Origin of the sequence: Acaryochloris sp. 'Moss Beach' (genome assembly GCF_021497025.1) — a bacterium.
Lineage (GTDB): Bacteria > Cyanobacteriota > Cyanobacteriia > Thermosynechococcales > Thermosynechococcaceae > Acaryochloris > Acaryochloris marina_A.
Window position 1 is genome coordinate 117,152 of sequence record NZ_CP071721.1, and the last position, 18,535, is coordinate 135,686.

Sequence of the window (18,535 nt, forward strand, 5' to 3'; positions counted from 1 at the left end):
ACGAACTCAGAAGAAAAGGCCTACTCAAAGTAGAGCAGACCACAATCCAGTCAAACAATTACTCAGTTGGCTATTAAAACGTCAAAGATCCATATTCGGTCTATTATCTTCGTCTTGAGTATTTTGTTGCCGAGGATGGGGTTTTCGCTGCTGTCGCTTAATTTTTGGTAAGCTTGCTCTCATTATCTTGATTGCTTCATCCACACTATCCTGCTCACCTCGTTTCGCCCGAATAGATTGAATCTGGGGACTCATTGAAAGTGCTCCCAGAATTTGCTGCTTATTTAAGCCAGCTTTAGCGGCATTAACAACAACCTGATTAAGAAATAAAGGATCTTCAGGGTTTAATTCCACTGAACAACGGTGATAGGCAGCCTGATTAGCCATTTCCTTCATCGTCGTTTTCACTTCTTTAGTCAAAGGCTGACCGTTGAGATACCCTTGCTCTACTTTCTCGATGGTTTGAAGAATATCAATGGGCGACTTTAGTTGTTGGGCATTTGAACGCCATGTCTTAATGGAGGCCAAGCCCCGTAAGAATTTTGCAAAATCCTTCTGAAACAATCCCCGGGCTTGCGATGGCAAGACACTCCCTGATTGATGGGTTTCCAAGACATCCTTGATCCATTGTGAACGGACCTCTGATCGCTCCAATGCGGATGCATATTTAGGCCAGTTCTCTAGTCTGGGTTTTACTTGGAGTTCAGTTTGCTGTTGCTCTACCAAGGGAGGTCTATATTGCCACTTTTCTATCTGTTGCCCCGTGACTTGAATGATTAATCGCTCCATCAATGTCGCCATTTGGAAGGGGCCAACCCCACCAGGAACAGGTGTGATGTTCTGGGGGATGTCATAGGCTGATCGGTTGACATCTCCCAGGATTTGGGAGTCAGCGAGGGGAATAAAGCCTGAATCTACAACTAATCGATGTTCAGGAGTGATATGTCTCTCGTCGAGTAATTCTGGAACGCCTGTGGCAGAGACAACTATGTTGGCTTGACGAGTTTGGAGCAAGTCATCACCATAATCGAGACCAAGCGTGTTTATTCCCTGTTCTTCCAGTAGCTGAACGACCCCGCCACCAACAAAGCCTTTCGCACCCACCACAGCAACGACATCGTTATCTTGAACAAATGGTTCAACTAATCGGAAGATCGTTTCTGAAGTAGCCGATACAGGGAAATATGGATTGTCTAGACGCATTCCATCTAAGTCTTTTTCAAAAGGAATTTCTCGAATGAATGGCTCTAGATGTTTAGGGATTGGGTTTTGAACTATAAGGCCCACAGATGTCGTTACTGCATCTTGCAAGAGTTTATTGAACTGATCGGGGGTTGTAGAGAAATTGAGGTGAGGTTGTATGACTTCACAGCCCAGCGCCGCAAAGGTTTTCACCTTATGCTCAGTGGAGAATCTTGCTGCCTCATATTTGGCTAGTTTGATGGGATCTTGTTCCTCCGCTGGCGGGGAAAAACGGATAATTGTTACTCGTTGACTTGAACAAGATTCTGAGAAATCAGCCAGCACCTTTTTAGTGTGCTTCAGGATTTTCCCGCCTCTTAACTCATCTGTCACAGGGCATTCTTGCGAGAACGTCGAGTACTGGGACCAAAGATACCTTGGTGTTGAGTTCTTCTACTGCAGCAGCAGATAAAAAAGTCCAGCAACCCTCTAATGAAGAAATTCGTGTAGGTAATGGCCAGGGTAGGTCAACTGTCAAAAAACTTTCAGTAGTATGCATATTCTCGAAGCTATGGACATCTGAGAACTGACCAAAATGGGCAATCCAAATGACCTGTTTAATCTTGGATTTTTCAAACAGCGACGTATACTGTTTGCTGATGGAAATCGCTAATGTGTCAAAGTCAGTAGACACATGTTTGTCCAGCAATTTGTTACTGTGTGGTTCTGACGCCACTACATAAGCTTGCTGAACTTGCTCATCGACAAAAATCCTGAGTAAACAATGGCTCGGATCATCAGCCTGCCAGTGGAAGATGGTTTCCACCACTGGTCTGAGTTGTTGGGTTGCAATGACTTCTTTACTGATCATGACATCACCTCGCAAACGCTGGTAGGGGAACCTGAGATTTCTTCTGATATTCTTGAATCGCCTGGGGCATCCAATCTGCCCACCCTTCACTCATGCCGAAATAGACTAAGCGATCGTCATAAAGCTGTTGCAACTCCCTCGCCCATTCACCATAACCTGATTGTCCGATAATGCCGTCAGTGGTTTGAATGTAATTTACTAAGACTTTAGTGGTCAAAGATCCATCTTTGGACCATTATCAACGTCTTGAGTATTCTGTTGCCGAGGATTGGGTTTTCGCTGCTGTTGCTTAATTCTTGGTAAGCTTGCTCTCATTATCTTGATTGCTTCATCCATACTTTCCTGCTCGCCTCGTTTCGCTCGAATTGATTGAATCTGAGGACTCATTGAAAGTGCTCCCAGAATTTGCTGCTTATTTAAGCCAGCTTTAGCGGCATTAACAACAACCTGCTTCAGAAATGAAGGATCTTCAGGGTTTAATTCAACTGAACAACGGTGATAGGCAGCCTGATTAGCCATTTCCTTCATCGTCGTTTTCACTTCTTTAGTCAAAGGCTGGCCGTTGAGATACCCTTGCTCTACTTTCTCGATGGTTTGCAGAATATCAATGGGCGATTTTAGTTGTTGGGCATTTGAACGCCATGTCTTAATGGAGGCCAAGCCCCGTAAGAATTTTGCAAAATCCTTCTGAAACAATCTCCGGGCTTGCGATGGCAAGACACTCCCTGATTGATGGGTTTCCAAGACATCCTTGATCCATTGTGAACGGACCTCTGATCGCTCCAATGCGGATGCATATTTAGGCCAGTTCTCTAGTCTGGGTTTTACTTGGAGTTCAGTTTGCTGTTGCTCTACCAAGGGAGGTCTATATTGCCACTTTTCTATCTGTTGCCCCGTGACTTGAATGATTAATCGCTCCATCAATGTCGCCATTTGGAAGGGGCCAACCCCACCAGGAACAGGTGTGATGTTCTGGGGGATGTCATAGGCTGATCGGTTGACATCACCAAGAGGCTTTTTGGAGCCACCCTGGGGAATAAAGCCAGCATCAACGATTAACCGATGCTCAGGCACGATATGTTGCTCATCCAGTAGGTTAGATTTACCTGTCGCTGAAACAACAATGTTTGCTTGTCGAACTCTGGTTAAGTCATCTCCAGCATCTAGAGCTAGAGGTTTGATTCCAGCTTCTTCTAGGAGTTGAGTCACACCCCTACCTACAAAGCCTTTTGCACCAACAACAGCAACAACATCATTCTCTTGAACAAAAGGCTCAACTATACGGAAAATCGTTTCTGAGGTGGCTGAAACGGGAAATAAAGGGTTGTCCTCTCGCAAACCATCTATGTCTTTTTCGTAAGAGATGGCTGACAAGTATTCTTTGAATACGCCAGGGTAAGGATTTTGAACGATTACAGCTATTGATTGCTCATTCGCCTTCTCCAACAAAGATAGGAATTCTAGTTCTGAGATAGAGTTATCGAGATATAAATCTCTAACCACACAACCTAGATCGGAGAACGTTTTTACTTTGTGTTCTGTTGAGTATCTTGCTGCTTCATATTTTGCTAGTTCATCAGGATCTACTTCTCCTTTTGGTGGAGAAAACCGGATGATTGATACCTGTTGATTCGTAAAATCCTCAGAAAAATTGCTGAGTCTAGCTTTAGTCTCTCTTAGATTAAGACCACCTCTAACTTCAGTGGCCACTAGCAAACCTATTTAAGATGTCTGCCACTTGTTCAAGTAGAACGCTATTGCTAAGCTCTTGGACCTCTGCATACTCAATCACCTGTCGATGTGAAGTTAACGGAGTCAATTCAGTTGGCAAAGGCCAGGGTAAATCCACTTGCGTAAATCGATCTGGTGTTGTCAAGTTTTCGAACGAATGTACCACTGAGAATTTACCGTAGTGGGTAATCCAGTTTACTTTCTTGAGATCAGAAACATTGATTAGTGTAGGGTATTGTTCAAAGACAGATTTGGCTAACTCTTCAAAGTGTCTAGAAACATGCTTCTCGTTCTGATTATTGCTATAAAGCTCTGATGCCACCACATAAGCTTGCTGAGTCTGGTCATTGATAAAAATTCGTAGCAAGCAATGACTTGGCTCATCGGCACGCCAGTGAAAGATAGTTTCCACTACAGGGCTGAGTTGCTGGGTTGCAATAACTTCTTTGCTGATCATGTCGTTACCTCGCAAACGCTGGTAAGGGAACCTGAGATTTTTGCTGATAAGTCTCAATCACCTGGGGCATCCAATCGGCCCACTCTGCCTTTATTCCTCCAAAGACTAGGCGTTCATCATAAAGCTGTTGCAACTCCCTCGCCCATTCACCATAACCTGATTGTCCGATAATGCCGCCTGTAGTCTGGATATAGTTCACTAATATTTCAGGGTTGAAGATAAGGTCTTTTCCCCAAGCACAATTGCACTGATCGGCGCACTGAAGGAAAAACTGATAATCACAGAAAATCCGATAACGTGGATCCCATTGAGGTGACTCCAGACTTTGGTGGGTAAAGCCATTACTGTCAAAAAGCGATCGCTGAGTGATGAGATCTTCGCAGGTGGTTTCAGGGTTGGGTGAAACAAAGGGCGTTCCCTGTCTGATCACCTGACCATCCTTAAGTACATCTCGACGACGCCACTGTTGGGGGAGGAAGAACCTACACTGTGGCTGTTGTTCAATCCAATTGATGAGGGTGGCGACAAAATTAGGGCGAAGGCTGTTGTCATCATCCAGATAGCAAACATATTCCCCAGTGGCAGATTCAATTCCCAGATTACGGGCGATACAGAGGCCAAAGCCTTCTTGAGGATGGTCTATCTCTAGATATTGATTTGGAAAGGGGAGTTCAGTCGATTGGATTAACTTACGAGTGGCTACATCTTTGCCATCATTGATAATGACCCACTCAAAATCTAGATCAGTCTGTTGAAGTAAGCTAGCGAGAGCATTATCTCGAAGAATTGAGGCGCGGTGATGTGTGGCGGTGATGATTGATAGCTTGAATGATCTTTCTCCAACGCTAGTTGTGATTCGATGTTAGCGCAAAATACTCTTATTAGCTCATGAACGGTCAACTGAAATCCTGTCTAGGATGTCTGCTACAGGTTCAAGCGATAGTTGAGAAAATAGCTCTTGCCTCCCTACTGTTTGCAACAAGGTATCCTTCCCGTCATATCGAGATAACCTATCAGGTAAAGGCCAGGGTAAATCTACTTTTCTAAAGTCTTAGGAGAATTGACCTATATCGATTTATGAAAGCGGAAATCATTACTAATTGTAACGAATTGCATAAGTTCAAAAGAGATTAGAGATATAGAACTATATGTTTATGTGAGCGCTGAATAAAATTAAATTTAGTTGAAAATTTATCTAGTTTTTTTCACTAGGCTCAACACTATCAATTTGCAATATACAAATCTGATCTTTATTTCAAATATCAAGGGGGAAGTTAATGACTAAAAAAATTAGCTGTTGTCATCAGTGGTGCAGTTTCGCTAGGTAGTTATGAAGCGGGTGTTATATATGAGGTATTAGAGGCAATAGCTTTTAATAATAAAAAATTCACAAGAGGCAGATAATATAGAAATAGATATTATCACTGGTGCTTCTGCAGGTGGGATGACAGCTTGCCTGCTTGCACAAAACCTACTTTATAATGGCAATTCCCTGACAAAGGCATATGATAATCCCTTATATAATGCCTGGGTTAAGGAAGTAGATATTGTTAAATTACTAGATTTTAATTCCAACGAGGATGACCAGAAGAAATCTCTCCTAAATATTAAGGTTGTTGAGGATATTGCAAATAAATATCTTCTTGACGAAAAAAAACTAGAGCTAAAAAGCAAAGAAAATTCCGGAATACTTCACAAGCACCCTGCTGTAAGCTCTGAAGTCAAAATTGGTGTAGCGATGTCTAACTTGAGTGGATTTAGCTACAACATAAAAACTAAAACCCAACAAAAGTTTGGATATACTCGTTATAAAGATCAATTCATCTGCAGCATTAAGAAAACTGGAAAAGGAGAACAATCAGAATTACTAGAAAAGCAACTCAATGAGAATAATTTATGGATTGATGCTGAGCCAACAACATGGTCTGATATAAGAAATGCAGGTATATCTTCTGGTGCATTCCCTCTAGCATTTCCTCTTAGAAGTATTAAAAGAAAAGGATTTGGTAAATTTGCTGAAAGAGACTCTAAAAAAAAGCAAAAAAAATTATCCAAAATCCATCCATAAAGGAAATTTTCTATATACAGACGGTGGGGTGTTTGAGAATGAGCCAGTTGGAATGGCCAAAGCGCTAGCTGGTGTAAATGATAGCCCACGCTATTACCTTCTTATAAAACCTGGACCTCGTGAGACTCCAGAAGATCCATTTCTAAATAAATTTCAAAATATATTTTCTAATGCAATTGCATTATTGAATGCTATCCTCCAACAAGCACAGTTCCAAGACTTCATCATGGAGGGTATCGAATCTCCTCTTTTCACAATTACTTCAGAAGACAATAAACTCATCGGTGATGTATTTTCTGCCTTTTCTGGATTTCTTGATGAGAAGTTTAGGCATTATGACTATGATATGGGCAGATTTGAAGCTCGCAAACAGTTACTCAAAGCAAATAAAGATGGATTGATCAAAGGCGAACTAGATGAAGAGTATAATCGAAAGCCTATCAATTTCATTAACAAAAAAAGAACTAGAGTTATTAGCTAAAGATATTATTGATTCAGAAACCGGAACTAGGAATCAGCTTAAAGAATTTCATCGCTTAATGCATTATGTTGACATTGAGAAAAGAAAAGTTATTTGCAGTCTTATAAGAACGCGTTTTACCTTCTTAGTCAACTTTGTGAATGAAGAATTTCTTAATTCTTTTACTTTAACATTACCAGGTCTGCCAGCGACTAATTTTGTACTAAGGCACCTAGTACTTAATCCTTGGCTTAGAAGAAATGTTTTAAACCCACCACAAGATTGGGAATAAATGACTAATCTTTACACTTAATAAATCAAGTGATTGTGATTTAATTTCTAATACATAGCAAGAAATCACCAATAATATGAAGTATATTCTGTTGTATTATTGGTGATTCAAACAAAATTACTAATTACATCTTTAAAATTCATCAAATTAAGCATGGCTAAGCACCTATTGTAGACTTACTATCGCTTAGTGATGTTTTTTAAACACCTGTAAGTGCTTTAAAGCTGTTACTTTTTAAAATATCAATCTATGGCTTATTAAATCACTTAATAACTAGTTGAGAAACTACTTCATGAGCACACTATCCAATCCCTCTTGGGAAAATAAATATATTACGGTTAACAGTATAAAACTCCACTATGTAACAAAAGGGGATGGCCCTTTGATGCTAATGCTTCACGGCTTTCCTTCCTTTTGGTACTCATGGAAGTATCAGATAGAAGAATTTTCTCAAGACTATAAGGTGGTGGCTCTTGATTTACGTGGCTATAACGATAGCGATAAACCAGAGTCAAAATCTGCGTATCATATCAAAGTACTAATCCAAGATATTGTAGAGGTTATTCAAACGTTAGATTATGAGCAATGCATACTATTGGGGCATGATTGGGGTGGAGGTTTAGCCTGGAGTGTTGCTAATGCCCATCCAAATTTAGTTCAAAAATTAGTAGTTCTAAATATGCCGCATCCAAAATTGTTAGCAAAAGCGATAAGATATCCACCACAACTTATTCGTACTTACTACTTTTTTGCATTTCAAATAGATAAAATTCCTGAAAAATTGTTGTTATCAAATGACTATAAAAATGTTCGTGATTTATTTACCCACGAGACTAATAATGGTGCATTTACTAACAGCGACATTCAGCTATTCATAGATTCCATAGCTAAACCAGGCTCGCTAAATGCGATGATAAACTATTATAGAAATATATTTGAGCCGAAATTTTTTTGGAAAAGGACCCAAAGGATTATTTAAGCAAGATTGGGGCCAGTTACCGATGCCTACTTTGCTTCTATGTGGAGAGAAAGATCCATATTTTGGCAAGGAATTAACAAATAATATGGATGAGTTAGTTCCATCCCTTAAGCTAAAATATATTCCTGACGGTGGGCATTGGTTGCCCTTCACAGCCCCCTAAAGTGGTTAACCAAGATATTCAAGAATTTTTAACTAGTTAGGGTTAAAGAATAAAGGTTTCCAAAGACTTTTTGAACAACCACTTATGTCACGGTGGATGACTTTTTCTGATAGGTGATTTAAGTCAAAAGAAAGGCCCACTCTGTAATAGAGTGAGCAAATTGCGGCTGACGTTGGATCGGGTTACTAAAGAGCCTGGGCCACCGCCTGTTTTTGCTCCTGCTTTTGGTCCTGTTGCTGACTAGCTTTCTGACTTTGCTTATTAGCCTGACTTATCGCATTTTTAGCGGTTCGCTTCACCAGATTGTCAGCCGTCTTCTGATTCTCTGCCGCTTGTTCCTTATAGAAGATTGACTGCCTCAGCATCCCCCGAATGTCAGCTTGCTTGATACCCTCCTTAGCCGCTAATTTAGCCGCTGTAGACAGTCCCAACACATCATTAGGCTGACCAGCCCCATACTTATCCCAGAGGCCCTGACTGACATTCTCAGGTGCTGCATTAGGTGTGTCCATAGCGACTTTAACGGAGTCTTTAGCAAGACCCATTGAATTGTCGAGCAAGCGCCCATCCTTGATGTGTAGCAGGGTTTTACCCTCAACGGTGATCTTGAGATTACCCCCGAATGCAGCGGGATCTTCTAGGGCCTGTTGCAGCATCTTTTGATGGGCTTCGGTCATATGCGTGGATTTGTCCACCTCTGAGCCGTTCATCTTAAAGATCTGTTCACCGTTGAGAGTCAGGACAAACCGATCCGCTTCAATCCGGTTCTGCTTAAGCTTGTCTACCAAGTTCCGCAGTACATAATCTTCAGCTTGTTCTGATGACTGCTCTGTTGCCGCTGTCTTAATGGGTTCTGCTGAGTCTTCCGAGGACTTAGAGGTTGTGTAAGCCTGGGGTTCTTCCTGACCCGGTTTGCCTGGGGAATTGTTCAGGGTTTCTGGTTCTTGGTCTGGGGTGCCCATGACGTTATTCTGATCAGCCATCTGTTTTTGATCCTCTGATTGTTTTTTGGGTTGATAGGGGGTGTATTTTGCTAGACCTTGCTCAACAGCGAGTTCAGCTTTAATACCTTGACGACGAACGTAAGTCGCTGTGTTCTGTAGGAATAGCTGGGTTTTCTGAATATCCAAGCGACCTCGATCAAGGAATTCATTGATCGTCATGTCCTGAACATTCTTAAACGCTAGAACTGCGGCATTCTGGGCGGTTCGGCCTAACATGACAGCCGTTCCCACAGCTCCAATCGCCTGAGTGGCTAGATCTTGGCCTGCCAGGGTTGCGTCGGACATAGCCCCGGATATGGCATTAAACCCAGACTGTAAGCCGATACCGGATGGTATTGATTCAACAACGGACTGACCGAAGCTAGACATGGCCTCTAAGGCTAAGTGATGGGTGCCACCTTGGAAGGCATCAGCCCCATATTTGATAGTTGTGCCGACCAATGGGCCAACTAGGGGAGCGTGGGAAGCTGCGGCAGTAACGGCCAACGGGACCGCCACCTGTTGAACCCCCGCTTTAACTACCCCCAAAGGGACAGGAGATAAGGCAAACAAAGTATTCTCTGTCTCCCTCATCGCCCCATAAAAAGAGTCGAAATTTGGCATAAATCAAAACCTAGCTAGGTTACGAGATTGATATTAGGCTTGCTCCGATCAGTAAGATGGTCCTGGCTTCGGCCCCTGTTCTGGCCCCTGTTTTGGTCCTTGCTTGGGTCTGTGCCGTTGGCTTTGGGATTGGGAGGTTTTAGTCTTTAAGTTACGGTACTCTTGCAGATAATTTTGGCCGTATTTTTCCTTTAACTTCTCATCCATGACTTTAATTGCCGCCCGTTTGGCGATCCGCTGTTCATAACCCCGTAAGGTTTTTACGGTTTCCTGTTTGGACTGACCAAAACCCATGCTCTTCTGATTTTGGATAGCTGGCCCATTAAGGATCGTCTCTCGTATTTGCTGAGGGGTAGCTTGGGGATCTTTCTTAAGTAGTTCAGCGACGTTATGCACATCCTTCTGAGGCCCTTCTGACATCTCTACTTTTATTGTTTTCTTAAAACCCGCCAGGTGACTGAGTTCAGCTAGTATCTTAAGAGAGTTTTCAGCTACCTCCTTGACGCCACCCTGCAAGCGTTCGGCGTCTCGGTCCATCTGCTGATCTTCAGGATTAGACATTACTCAAGGCCTCCATTGCTTGGTCGGATTTGGCTACTTCTTGGATATCTTCATCGTCTTCGTATGACTCAGGCTCCGGTAAAATCAGCTCAGCCAATTCTGTCCGGGCTTCAATCGCTCGTTTCACGTCTATCCCTTCAAAGTCGGCTTGGTGCTGTTCTTGCAAAGCCTGGATCATTTCTTCTTCCCAGACCTTTTTTAGCCGCTGCCTTTCCTCATGGATCGGGCCGTCTAAAGCATAGGGGAGTGGTTTGTCTTTATAGATTAAGGGGCGAGAGCTGAAGCCCGGATTGATGATGATGCAGCAACCTTTTTCATTCATTCGGCCTATTTCATCCGCTGACAGCAAGGGTATCTGCTCGAAATTGTCATTACTGCTATTGGTGTTTTTACCATCAGAGTTACTATTACCTTTGCGCTTACTGACGATGGTTTGTTTACCTAAGCTCTCTGAAATAACATCGTTCCCAGCTTTCGGTCTGCCCCCTTGGTTAAAGGCGATAACCGTTCTGAGGTTCGATCTGATGACCTCCCATTTATCCCCATAAATAAGCCGCATTTGGGCTTCTTGCTGATATGCCAACCAGACAACAAGGCCGTTAGATCGGTTTAGTGCCACCCACTTATGTAGAGAGGGCAAAGGACAGGTGCTAGCCTCGTCCAAAACTACGGCCAAATGATTCTCTCGTTGTCTGCGATTGCTGATATTCCTACGAATCAGCATGTGCATCATGGTTGCAACGAGGGGGGCAGAAGCTTCTATATTGTCTTCATCGATCCGAAAGTAAACTGCCGTTTTGCCTTCCAGGTCCAAAGGTATGGTGGTTTTAAGTAAACACTTGGCGATACTGGGGCCAATGAACTTGCCCAGCATTTGAGATGCCGTTGATTGGATCGTGGGGCCAGGATTGGATTGCCCTTTGTCCTTGGCAATGGTCCGCATACCCCGTGATCGGTGAGATGCATAGTAGGGCAGTTCCTCCCCATCCATCGCCCCCGCTTCATAAGCGGCTTGTAGTCGTTCAGCTAACTGATCAAGGCCTAAGATTTCCCATGACATCAACAGATCAGCATAAACGCCGCTCTTAGCAAGCATTAACGAGAATTCTTGAGCTGCATCCCCTTGAGGGCCAAAATATTGATGCCTCTTTTCTGGATCCTTAGTGGTATTTAGGTTGAGTGCGCGGCTGATTTGTAAGACACCCTCGGCGTCCTCACCGTCTTTAAGAAAATCAGTCAGATTCAAACCATTGCTGATCTGGATCGGCTCCGTGCCGCCCAGTTTATTTGGGTAGTCGATACCCGGTGTAATCACAAAAATCTTGTAGCCCAGCGATCTCAGATAGGGGGCTGTATTCTTCAGTAGATCGCCTTTGATGTCGCCGATTATCAGCGTATCCCCATCCTCTGCATGGGATTCAATAACCGGACCAATGCCATTCGCGGTTTTACCCATGTTGGATGCGCCAGGGATAACACCGCCCGGTGCAACATCAGCCAGAACTAACCCGGTTTCGCGATTAAGGCGTACTGCTTTCTCGCCAATTACACCCGCTGCCCGTTGGCGTCTCCCCCAGGCAATCCCTTCTGCGATCTCTTTTTTAGTGGCAACCCTGGCATCAGGCATCCCTTTGGGAATCTTGGTTTTAGTCTTGGATGTACCTGTGTGCGAGAAGAATAAAAAGGCCAGCAATAACACCCCCATGATGGCGATAGTCTGGATAGACCAAAAAGACTGCCTGGGTTGCACAGGCTTGGGTGGGGGTGACGCTGGCTGTTCGATATGTTTTGACATAAGCGTAGGGAATATCTACGCGCCACATATTAGGCTTATCGTCTCTCCTGAGCAGATCTTTCAATTGCTTCTTGTATCCGCAAACGTAGATTTTCAGATGCTTCTTTAGGGAGCTTGGCCGTAAGATCTACGAGGTCGCCCATGGGATCTCTAGCATTAATCTCGCAGCCTGTGCTATTGCCCGATACAACGGCGGGCCAACTTACCCCTTCGTCTGGAATAGCGATCACATAGGCATAAGTAATACCGTCGCTGCCTTCATAGAGAGCGTCAATTCGGAACGAACTGGCTGGGGTTGTCCGTGTGTTGAGTTTCTGGATGCACGGATTAAGGAAATCAACCGCTTCGCTTTCTGCCAAAGCTGGCACGGGAAACAGCAGCAAAAAACCGATTGCAGTAAAAAAATTTAAGCATGGCTTCACCTCAAGAAATTAAACGGATTTAAATCATTTGTTCGCCCTCCCCAACCTGGCCCCCGCCTTACCTCGAAGTGAAGATGAGGGCCTGTCGAGACTCCAGTATTCCCTACGGTGGCGATTGTTTGACCTTGATCTACAGTCATCCCTTTTCTTACATTAACAGTATGAGCATGGGCGTAAACCGTCTCAAGTCCGTTGTTGTGCCGAATTCTCACAAAGTTGCCGTACCCCCCCGCACAGCCGTCATCCCCTACAACACAATCAAATTGCACATCCACAACCTCACCACCATCCGACGCAAGGATCGGGGTACCAACCGACGCACCATAATCGATCCCAGAATGCCAGGACCGAACCCCATAGCGAGGGTGAATTCTCCAGCCATAATCGCTGGTTAGTGATCCTGATGTGGGGGCAACAAACTGGCCCGTGGATATGCCCGATCCCTGTTGAAAATTGATAGCCCCATTACTGGCTAGCAAAGCAGGGTTGCAATTAATCGAATTACTAGCCAGCAATGGGGCGTTTGTGCCTGCATCTCCGCTTGGTCCGTATTGGGCCAAGGTTGCAGGATCATTCCAATACTTAGAAGCCTCTGCTCCCCCCGGCAGGCTCGTAAACTGGCCGTATTTGGTTTTGCCAGGCACGGGGCGACCTAGCAGTAGATCAGCAGCAGCAAAATCCCCCGCTTCAATCAGACCCATGATATCTGTCCCCACCTGGCCCGAGAAGTCGCGGATTAAGGCCAAAGTTGCCTGGTCTCGCTCTGCTTTATTGGTTGACCATGCATCTACCCCATACCGATTGAGAATAGTTCTACGAGTCTCAGGGATAAACTGATACTCACCGTATGCCCCTGTATCGGGGTGAGGGCCAATATTTGTTCCTCCGCTACTTTCACCCAAGGCAATACGGGCAAGGTACTGTCTAATGTTGCGCTGCGGGTCATTCTTCTTAGGTGCTGAACCCGCTTGCTGAGATGTATTGCTAATGCCTGGAACATTTTTAAGCCCAGTTAAATTAGGGGCCAAAGTTGATCCTGATTGCTGAGATGTATTGCTAATGCCTGGAACATTTTTAAGCGCTGTCAAATTGGGAGCCAAAGTCGATCCTGATGGCTGGCTTGCCAGGTTGGGGGCTGAACCGGATTGCTGAGCAGTCGAGCTATTCACATTAGAAAACGCTTGCTTAGCTGCCGATGATTCGGTGTATCGCCAGTGCCAAGGCTCAAAGCTAACCCCTTGGCTATTACCTTGGGGAAAACTCAGCTCAAAACCAAACTGACCTGCATTAGCCTGCATCCAAGCATATTCAGGGGTTTTCGCCCAGTCCGTATTTAAGTATGGATTCCGGGCGTTACCCACATCTACCGCATAACCCGTGTGATGCTCTGAATGTCCAGGGGGAGCTGAGGTTTTAGCCGCTTCCTGTTCAGATCCTACCTTTGCAACCTTGGCATCCCATAATTGTTGCTGCAAATCAACGGAACGAAAACCCGATACCGCTTGAATATCCAGACCTTGGGCCTTAGCCGCAGCGACCATATTCTCAAAGGCCTGTGCTGCATCCGGGGCTAAGGTATTGGTCACCCCATCCACAGAGGTAACTTGAGCCAGGTCCCCTGATGTTTCGGCATAGGCTAAGTGCCCATATTTATTGCCCTGTGGGGGACTACTGCTAGCAGTTGGCTGATTTCCGAAATTGCCATTAGTGCAGAAATTACTAATCTGTCCCTGTTCATTAATTCCGGGGAATAGATCCTGAACTCTCCGCTTTGACAGCACGGGAAAAAGTGAGTTTCGGGTTAACTTCCAAGGCGTTGGAACAGAGACAAGGTGCGCTGTGCAATGCGTTGTAAACAAGATATTTATACAGACCTGGGTATCAACATAGACTCTCGCTGTAAAGGCCTTATCGCCGTACTCCTTTAAATCGCCAATGGAGAACTTAACCCAAGAACTACTTACGGGCTTGATCCCTGCAGGCTCCCATTTTCCAAACGTGCAGAGTATACCCTTGCAGCCTGGTACTTTCTGATCCCGAGTCATCCATTCTTTACCCAACAAAGGAGTTCCACCCAACACGGTAGAGCCACCCTCAGCGGGTTTAACTTCAATTCGGGGCATCCCCTTAGTGCTTTTTGTTTTACTGGTAGGAGATCGTATTCCCGGTTCGGGCTTAAATTTCTGGTTCCTAGTTCCACCTGACAAGGGCCTGCCATTATGGAATTCAGACCCATCTTGCCCGCTGTAGGCAATATCCATTTTGGCAAACACGTCACCAGCAAGAATACTAAAAATCAGATCCCCCAATACGGCACTCACTGGACTATCACCTAGGCCAGGGATAGAAGAGAGCAGCTTATCTTGGACTCCCAATTCTTCTATGGTGGCGTCAGCTAACTTAGGTAGGGACTGACTTAAGGGTTGATTGGCAAGGCTGGAGACCACAGACAACGGTACGTCTTGAATCTCTGGGAACTCCGTCAATAATTCATTTAGGGTCAGCTCTTGCAGCTCATTAACTCCATAGTTGATGGCCGTATTCTGGAGACTGGTAAAGTCTTGCTCGATAATATCGACCGTTAGAGATCCGATGGGAAGCCGTCTAAGGTGATCGGGTATCTTATCCCCTACTTCCTTAAGTAAAACCTTTTCGCCCTCTAGAATCGAACCTCGCCAATCCCCCGCTAAGATCCGCTCAAAGGGTACATCTTTAAGGGCTGGGTTCTTCTGAAGCTTCTTAACCAGGACTTTAGCCCCCGTACTGAGGGCATTTTTTCTTACCTGTTTTAAGGATCCTTGTGGATCGAAAACCGCTGACACAAACAACTGGACCGCTGGCAAAGCATCTTTAACCTTTATGTTGTCTAGCTTGTAGAGCTTATTAAGCTGTTGCAAGTTAACGCCATTCAGCAATTCAATATCTTTCAGGGGTACTCCCCCGATATCTGTGCCGATGTTCTGTGAAAAGTCTTTAATCTTGAGCTTTGAGAAGCCTGCTAATTGGGGGTTATTCTGAAGGTCGCCAATTTTGATGACTTGATCTAAAGAGGCCCCCGTAGGCCAAGCACGACTGGCGTTGTATCCGACATCCTGAGAAAAGGTCACATTCCCCGGACCCGTGGCACCGGGTAACTGATTGAACGTAGGGGCCAAGTGCTGAGGCAGTGGATCATAGATCAAGCCCAGCTTAGACAATTGCTGTGAGGATGCCGCCGCTGCTTGTTGAGATTGGGCGTAAGCGGGTACGACTGGCTGACTGAGCAAAAGGGCCGAGGCCAAGTATAGAAGTCTTTTGGGAATACGAGGCAAAACTAAACCCCCTGCTATTGGTTAACAAGGGGGGATTTTAGGCTTGCGGGCTGGGAGGGGCTAAGGGGAAACTGAAACAATTTGAACGTTTCCTTTGAATTCAAAGTATTGCCCCCCTCGCTGAGACCTTTGCTGACTGGGCAGTAGGCGATTAATATGATTGCCACCTCTAAAGTTGCCAACTTGATCAGACACAGCCTCCCCTCCAATGGCTAGGGCAGTCCCTAAAAGCCGATTCCCAAAGCTAGAGCCACCTTGAGTTTTGACTTTTGCCATTAGATACTTTGTGCCTTGGTTTCGCAGCTCCATCGTCCCAGGCTGGACCGGGGAACCATTCAAAGAAGTGACATGGGCCACAAACTGAGTCCCATTCATGCTGATAATCTTGGCTTCGGCGGTTTGACCTTTGCGATCGCCTTTAGTGATTTTGAGGGGGATGATCATCTGTTGGGCATCCTGCTCACCCAACCATTCCACCTTATCAATCACCTTTGCTTCAATCGGCTGGGATGCCGTAGGCTTAGACGAAGCACCGGACCCGTAGAACTCTTCTATAAACTGCTCATGTGTCTGCATTTCCCCTGCTAGGTAATTGACCTCATAGCTAGACTTTTTGGGTGCCGATGGCTTGGATGCATAGGCAAGCTTGACAGGTTGAGCGACGGGTTTAGGCAGAATCTTCTGTGGTGGCGAGCTGGGGGGTGTGTTTGTGATAGGTGCAACGGGCTTCTTAGATAGCTTGTACTGACTACAACCCGGTACATTCACATTGCTATCGAGGTAACCCACGCACTCGTTTAGGCTGGGTCCTGATGGCTTTTGAACCACTGGCCTAGTGGGTCTGGCCGCTGGGACTGCCCTGGTAGCAGGGGGCGTATACCGTGCGTAGTTGCGCCTTTGAGGGACCCTTACGGTGTTCTGAGATCTCACAGGCTTGGGTCGAGGAACGGGGGGCGGTGTCGCTGGTTTGGGCTTATTGGGTAGCTTTACGTTGCCATAGATTGTTTTGGCTGGGGTTTTGTGCTGCCCTTGGAACTCCGCAATATTAGCAGCTAGAGTCTTATCCCCCATCGCACTTTGATCGACCCCCTTCTCTTCCCGCAGCCGCTTATTTTCTGTCTCTAGATGATCCATGCGGGACTGTTCTTCAGGTGTGTAAACGGTCTCAGCTTTCGCATCAAAGAGGCCCAATGTCCAGGCAATGGTCAGCAACGCCACTGCTGCACCCACACCAATGAGACCGAGTTGGAGCTTTGAAGACATATGGATCGGTAAAGTCTTACGCTTGGGTTCGGCCTCGACTTCAATCCGATCAACAGGCCGCTCTACTTCCCAAGGCTTAGGCTCTGCCGAATATTCATCAAAGGAGCCATCATCATCGAATACGTTTAGATCAGTCGTCATGCGATCCCCTTTGAATAATCGTTGATTTGAATAATTTTGAGGCCGTCTAGTTGGGCCTCATTCAAGGCTTGCCCCATCAGGGTTTCAGGACTGCCCCATCGATAGGTAACGTCCGGGGTTTTGGCTACGATGATCAGTTCAAAGTGCAAAATTTCAGAGTGCAGCCCTTTGCCTTTTTTGTCATAAAAATGACGACTGGCCTTAACTTCCGCTGACCATTTACCCGGTGCCAGCTCCTTAACAACGGGTTCCATCGCACTTCTAGGAATGGCGTTGATATTGCCATTAAAGAATTTTGCAAAGGGGTATCGAGTCTGCTCATACTTGCGCCCTTGAGAGTAGAGCCACTGAGGCCTAATCTCCTCATCCATTTTCCAGCTATAGGCGTGAAATGCACTGGGATAGGTAACGTTCTCCTCGACCTGGCCCTTAATAGAGGCTTGCCATTGAAAGGACTTTAAAACAAAATCCTTTGCAAACCGGGAAACAACGGGTTTTTCTCGGTGCATCTCATTGGCGGCAAGGGCTTCGACCGTTTTGCCGCCGACCGTTTGAACATAGATGCGACCTTGAGCCGTTACAGGGGCCTTAGCATTTACCCAAGTTCCCCATGAGAAGAACAGGATCAAAACTAAAATCCCGGTGTTTAGATATTTCTTGAAGACCGGGCTGTTTAACAGCGCTTTAAGTAGTTTTGGCATCTCTACCACCTCCGATAAGGTGAACGGCTTGAAGACTCGTATCTGAAGGGATCGGGCTGACTTGCAATCAAGAGAACAACAAGACCCATCGGCGAAATGATCCCCAAGATAATCCCGTAGAAGTAAATGGCAAATGGGATATAGAAAAGCACTACACAGAAGATCCAGTACAAGATCGTCTGTATTGCCCAGACCTGAAACAGATCGACCATCTCGCTAGATCCAAAGTTAGGCAAAAACCTGTTTGCCAGGGCTAGCGCAACTAGTAAACCCACCGGGCCAAGGAAAAAGTTAGGCTCTATGCTATACGAGTAGCTATCCAGTACCCAGCTCAAACCCCATCTAGAGGCAAAATGAGCTTGCTGAATAAAAGGAAAAAGCGCACAGACAATCGTTGCGCCACCCGAGTAGACAAACCAGCTTAGTTTAGTTTTGCGTACTTTCCGGTGGGCAGCAGACGACAGAGCGACTATGCCGAAAATAGTAGCGATTAAAGTTATTTGTTGAGTATCCATCGTTCGACCTTGTTTG

18 protein-coding genes and 1 pseudogene are annotated in these 18,535 nt (G+C 45.3%); 4 read left to right on the forward strand and 15 right to left on the reverse strand.

What is annotated here, in order from left to right; translation table 11 throughout:
- Positions 1 to 81: 81 nt before the first annotated feature.
- The 7 genes and pseudogenes from HRE53_RS31285 to HRE53_RS31315 form a co-directional block, all read right to left on the reverse strand.
- A complete protein-coding gene (locus HRE53_RS31285; RefSeq protein WP_235112270.1) occupies positions 82 to 1,575 on the reverse strand; it encodes a bifunctional 5,10-methylenetetrahydrofolate dehydrogenase/5,10-methenyltetrahydrofolate cyclohydrolase in 1,494 nt (497 codons plus the stop codon).
- Complete coding sequence (locus HRE53_RS31290; protein ID WP_235112272.1) at positions 1,565 to 2,053, reverse strand: hypothetical protein; 489 nt, start codon at positions 2,051 to 2,053, stop codon at positions 1,565 to 1,567. Before HRE53_RS31290 ends, HRE53_RS31285 begins: the two co-directional genes overlap by 11 nt.
- A gap of 4 nt (positions 2,054 to 2,057) precedes the next feature.
- Positions 2,058 to 2,270 carry a hypothetical protein gene (locus HRE53_RS31295; protein WP_235112273.1) on the reverse strand — a complete coding sequence of 71 codons (213 nt, stop codon included), beginning with the start codon at positions 2,268 to 2,270 and terminating at the stop codon, positions 2,058 to 2,060.
- Positions 2,267 to 3,763, reverse strand: a complete 1,497-nt coding sequence (locus HRE53_RS31300; protein ID WP_235112274.1) for a bifunctional 5,10-methylenetetrahydrofolate dehydrogenase/5,10-methenyltetrahydrofolate cyclohydrolase — start codon at positions 3,761 to 3,763, stop codon at positions 2,267 to 2,269. The genes HRE53_RS31295 and HRE53_RS31300 overlap by 4 nt, the downstream gene beginning before the upstream one ends.
- The gene (locus tag HRE53_RS31305) at positions 3,753 to 4,241 is read right to left on the reverse strand and encodes a hypothetical protein (RefSeq protein WP_235112275.1); all 489 of its coding nucleotides are present in this window, start codon (positions 4,239 to 4,241) and stop codon (positions 3,753 to 3,755) included. Before HRE53_RS31305 ends, HRE53_RS31300 begins: the two co-directional genes overlap by 11 nt.
- Positions 4,242 to 4,245: 4 nt before the next feature.
- Entirely contained in the window at positions 4,246 to 4,671 is a 426-nt protein-coding gene (locus HRE53_RS31310) for a hypothetical protein (protein ID WP_235112276.1), read from the reverse strand.
- A 120-nt stretch (positions 4,672 to 4,791) separates the two neighbouring features.
- A pseudogene (locus HRE53_RS31315) lies at positions 4,792 to 5,097 on the reverse strand (glycosyltransferase family A protein); the annotation flags it as partial.
- Between the two features lie 588 nt (positions 5,098 to 5,685).
- Here HRE53_RS31315 and HRE53_RS31320 point away from each other — a divergent pair.
- From HRE53_RS31320 to HRE53_RS35440, 4 genes are all read left to right on the forward strand, one after another.
- Positions 5,686 to 6,309 (forward strand): hypothetical protein, encoded by a 624-nt coding sequence (locus HRE53_RS31320; RefSeq protein WP_235112279.1) that lies wholly within the window; start codon positions 5,686 to 5,688, stop codon positions 6,307 to 6,309.
- Complete coding sequence (locus tag HRE53_RS31325; RefSeq protein WP_235112280.1) at positions 6,254 to 6,790, forward strand: hypothetical protein; 537 nt, start codon at positions 6,254 to 6,256, stop codon at positions 6,788 to 6,790. Before HRE53_RS31320 ends, HRE53_RS31325 begins: the two co-directional genes overlap by 56 nt.
- A gap of 563 nt (positions 6,791 to 7,353) precedes the next feature.
- The gene (locus HRE53_RS31330; RefSeq protein WP_315876828.1) at positions 7,354 to 8,040 is read left to right on the forward strand and encodes an alpha/beta hydrolase; all 687 of its coding nucleotides are present in this window, start codon (positions 7,354 to 7,356) and stop codon (positions 8,038 to 8,040) included.
- A gap of 22 nt (positions 8,041 to 8,062) precedes the next feature.
- A complete protein-coding gene (locus tag HRE53_RS35440; protein WP_396133515.1) occupies positions 8,063 to 8,203 on the forward strand; it encodes an alpha/beta fold hydrolase in 141 nt (46 codons plus the stop codon).
- A 185-nt stretch (positions 8,204 to 8,388) separates the two neighbouring features.
- On the opposite strand, the gene HRE53_RS31335 is transcribed toward HRE53_RS35440, so the two are convergent.
- The 8 genes from HRE53_RS31335 to HRE53_RS31370 form a co-directional block, all read right to left on the reverse strand.
- On the reverse strand, positions 8,389 to 9,810 hold the full coding sequence (locus HRE53_RS31335) for a hypothetical protein (protein WP_235112281.1): 1,422 nt from the start codon (positions 9,808 to 9,810) through the stop codon (positions 8,389 to 8,391).
- Between the two features lie 48 nt (positions 9,811 to 9,858).
- Positions 9,859 to 10,371, reverse strand: coding sequence for a hypothetical protein (locus HRE53_RS31340; RefSeq protein ID WP_235112282.1), 513 nt, complete (start codon positions 10,369 to 10,371; stop codon positions 9,859 to 9,861).
- Positions 10,364 to 12,166, reverse strand: coding sequence for a type IV secretory system conjugative DNA transfer family protein (locus HRE53_RS31345; protein WP_235112294.1), 1,803 nt, complete (start codon positions 12,164 to 12,166; stop codon positions 10,364 to 10,366). The genes HRE53_RS31340 and HRE53_RS31345 overlap by 8 nt, the downstream gene beginning before the upstream one ends.
- 35 nt (positions 12,167 to 12,201) lie before the next feature.
- Positions 12,202 to 12,549, reverse strand: a complete 348-nt coding sequence (locus HRE53_RS31350) for a hypothetical protein (protein ID WP_235112299.1) — start codon at positions 12,547 to 12,549, stop codon at positions 12,202 to 12,204.
- A 35-nt stretch (positions 12,550 to 12,584) separates the two neighbouring features.
- Positions 12,585 to 15,869: a D-alanyl-D-alanine carboxypeptidase family protein gene (locus HRE53_RS31355; RefSeq protein WP_235112301.1), complete on the reverse strand. Its 3,285-nt coding sequence runs from the start codon at positions 15,867 to 15,869 to the stop codon at positions 12,585 to 12,587.
- 90 nt (positions 15,870 to 15,959) lie between these two features.
- Complete coding sequence (locus HRE53_RS31360) at positions 15,960 to 17,303, reverse strand: hypothetical protein (RefSeq protein ID WP_235112302.1); 1,344 nt, start codon at positions 17,301 to 17,303, stop codon at positions 15,960 to 15,962.
- Positions 17,300 to 18,004, reverse strand: a complete 705-nt coding sequence (locus tag HRE53_RS31365) for a hypothetical protein (RefSeq protein ID WP_235112303.1) — start codon at positions 18,002 to 18,004, stop codon at positions 17,300 to 17,302. The genes HRE53_RS31360 and HRE53_RS31365 overlap by 4 nt, the downstream gene beginning before the upstream one ends.
- A gap of 2 nt (positions 18,005 to 18,006) precedes the next feature.
- The gene (locus tag HRE53_RS31370; RefSeq protein ID WP_235112304.1) at positions 18,007 to 18,519 is read right to left on the reverse strand and encodes a hypothetical protein; all 513 of its coding nucleotides are present in this window, start codon (positions 18,517 to 18,519) and stop codon (positions 18,007 to 18,009) included.
- Between the last annotated feature and the right edge of the window lie 16 nt (positions 18,520 to 18,535).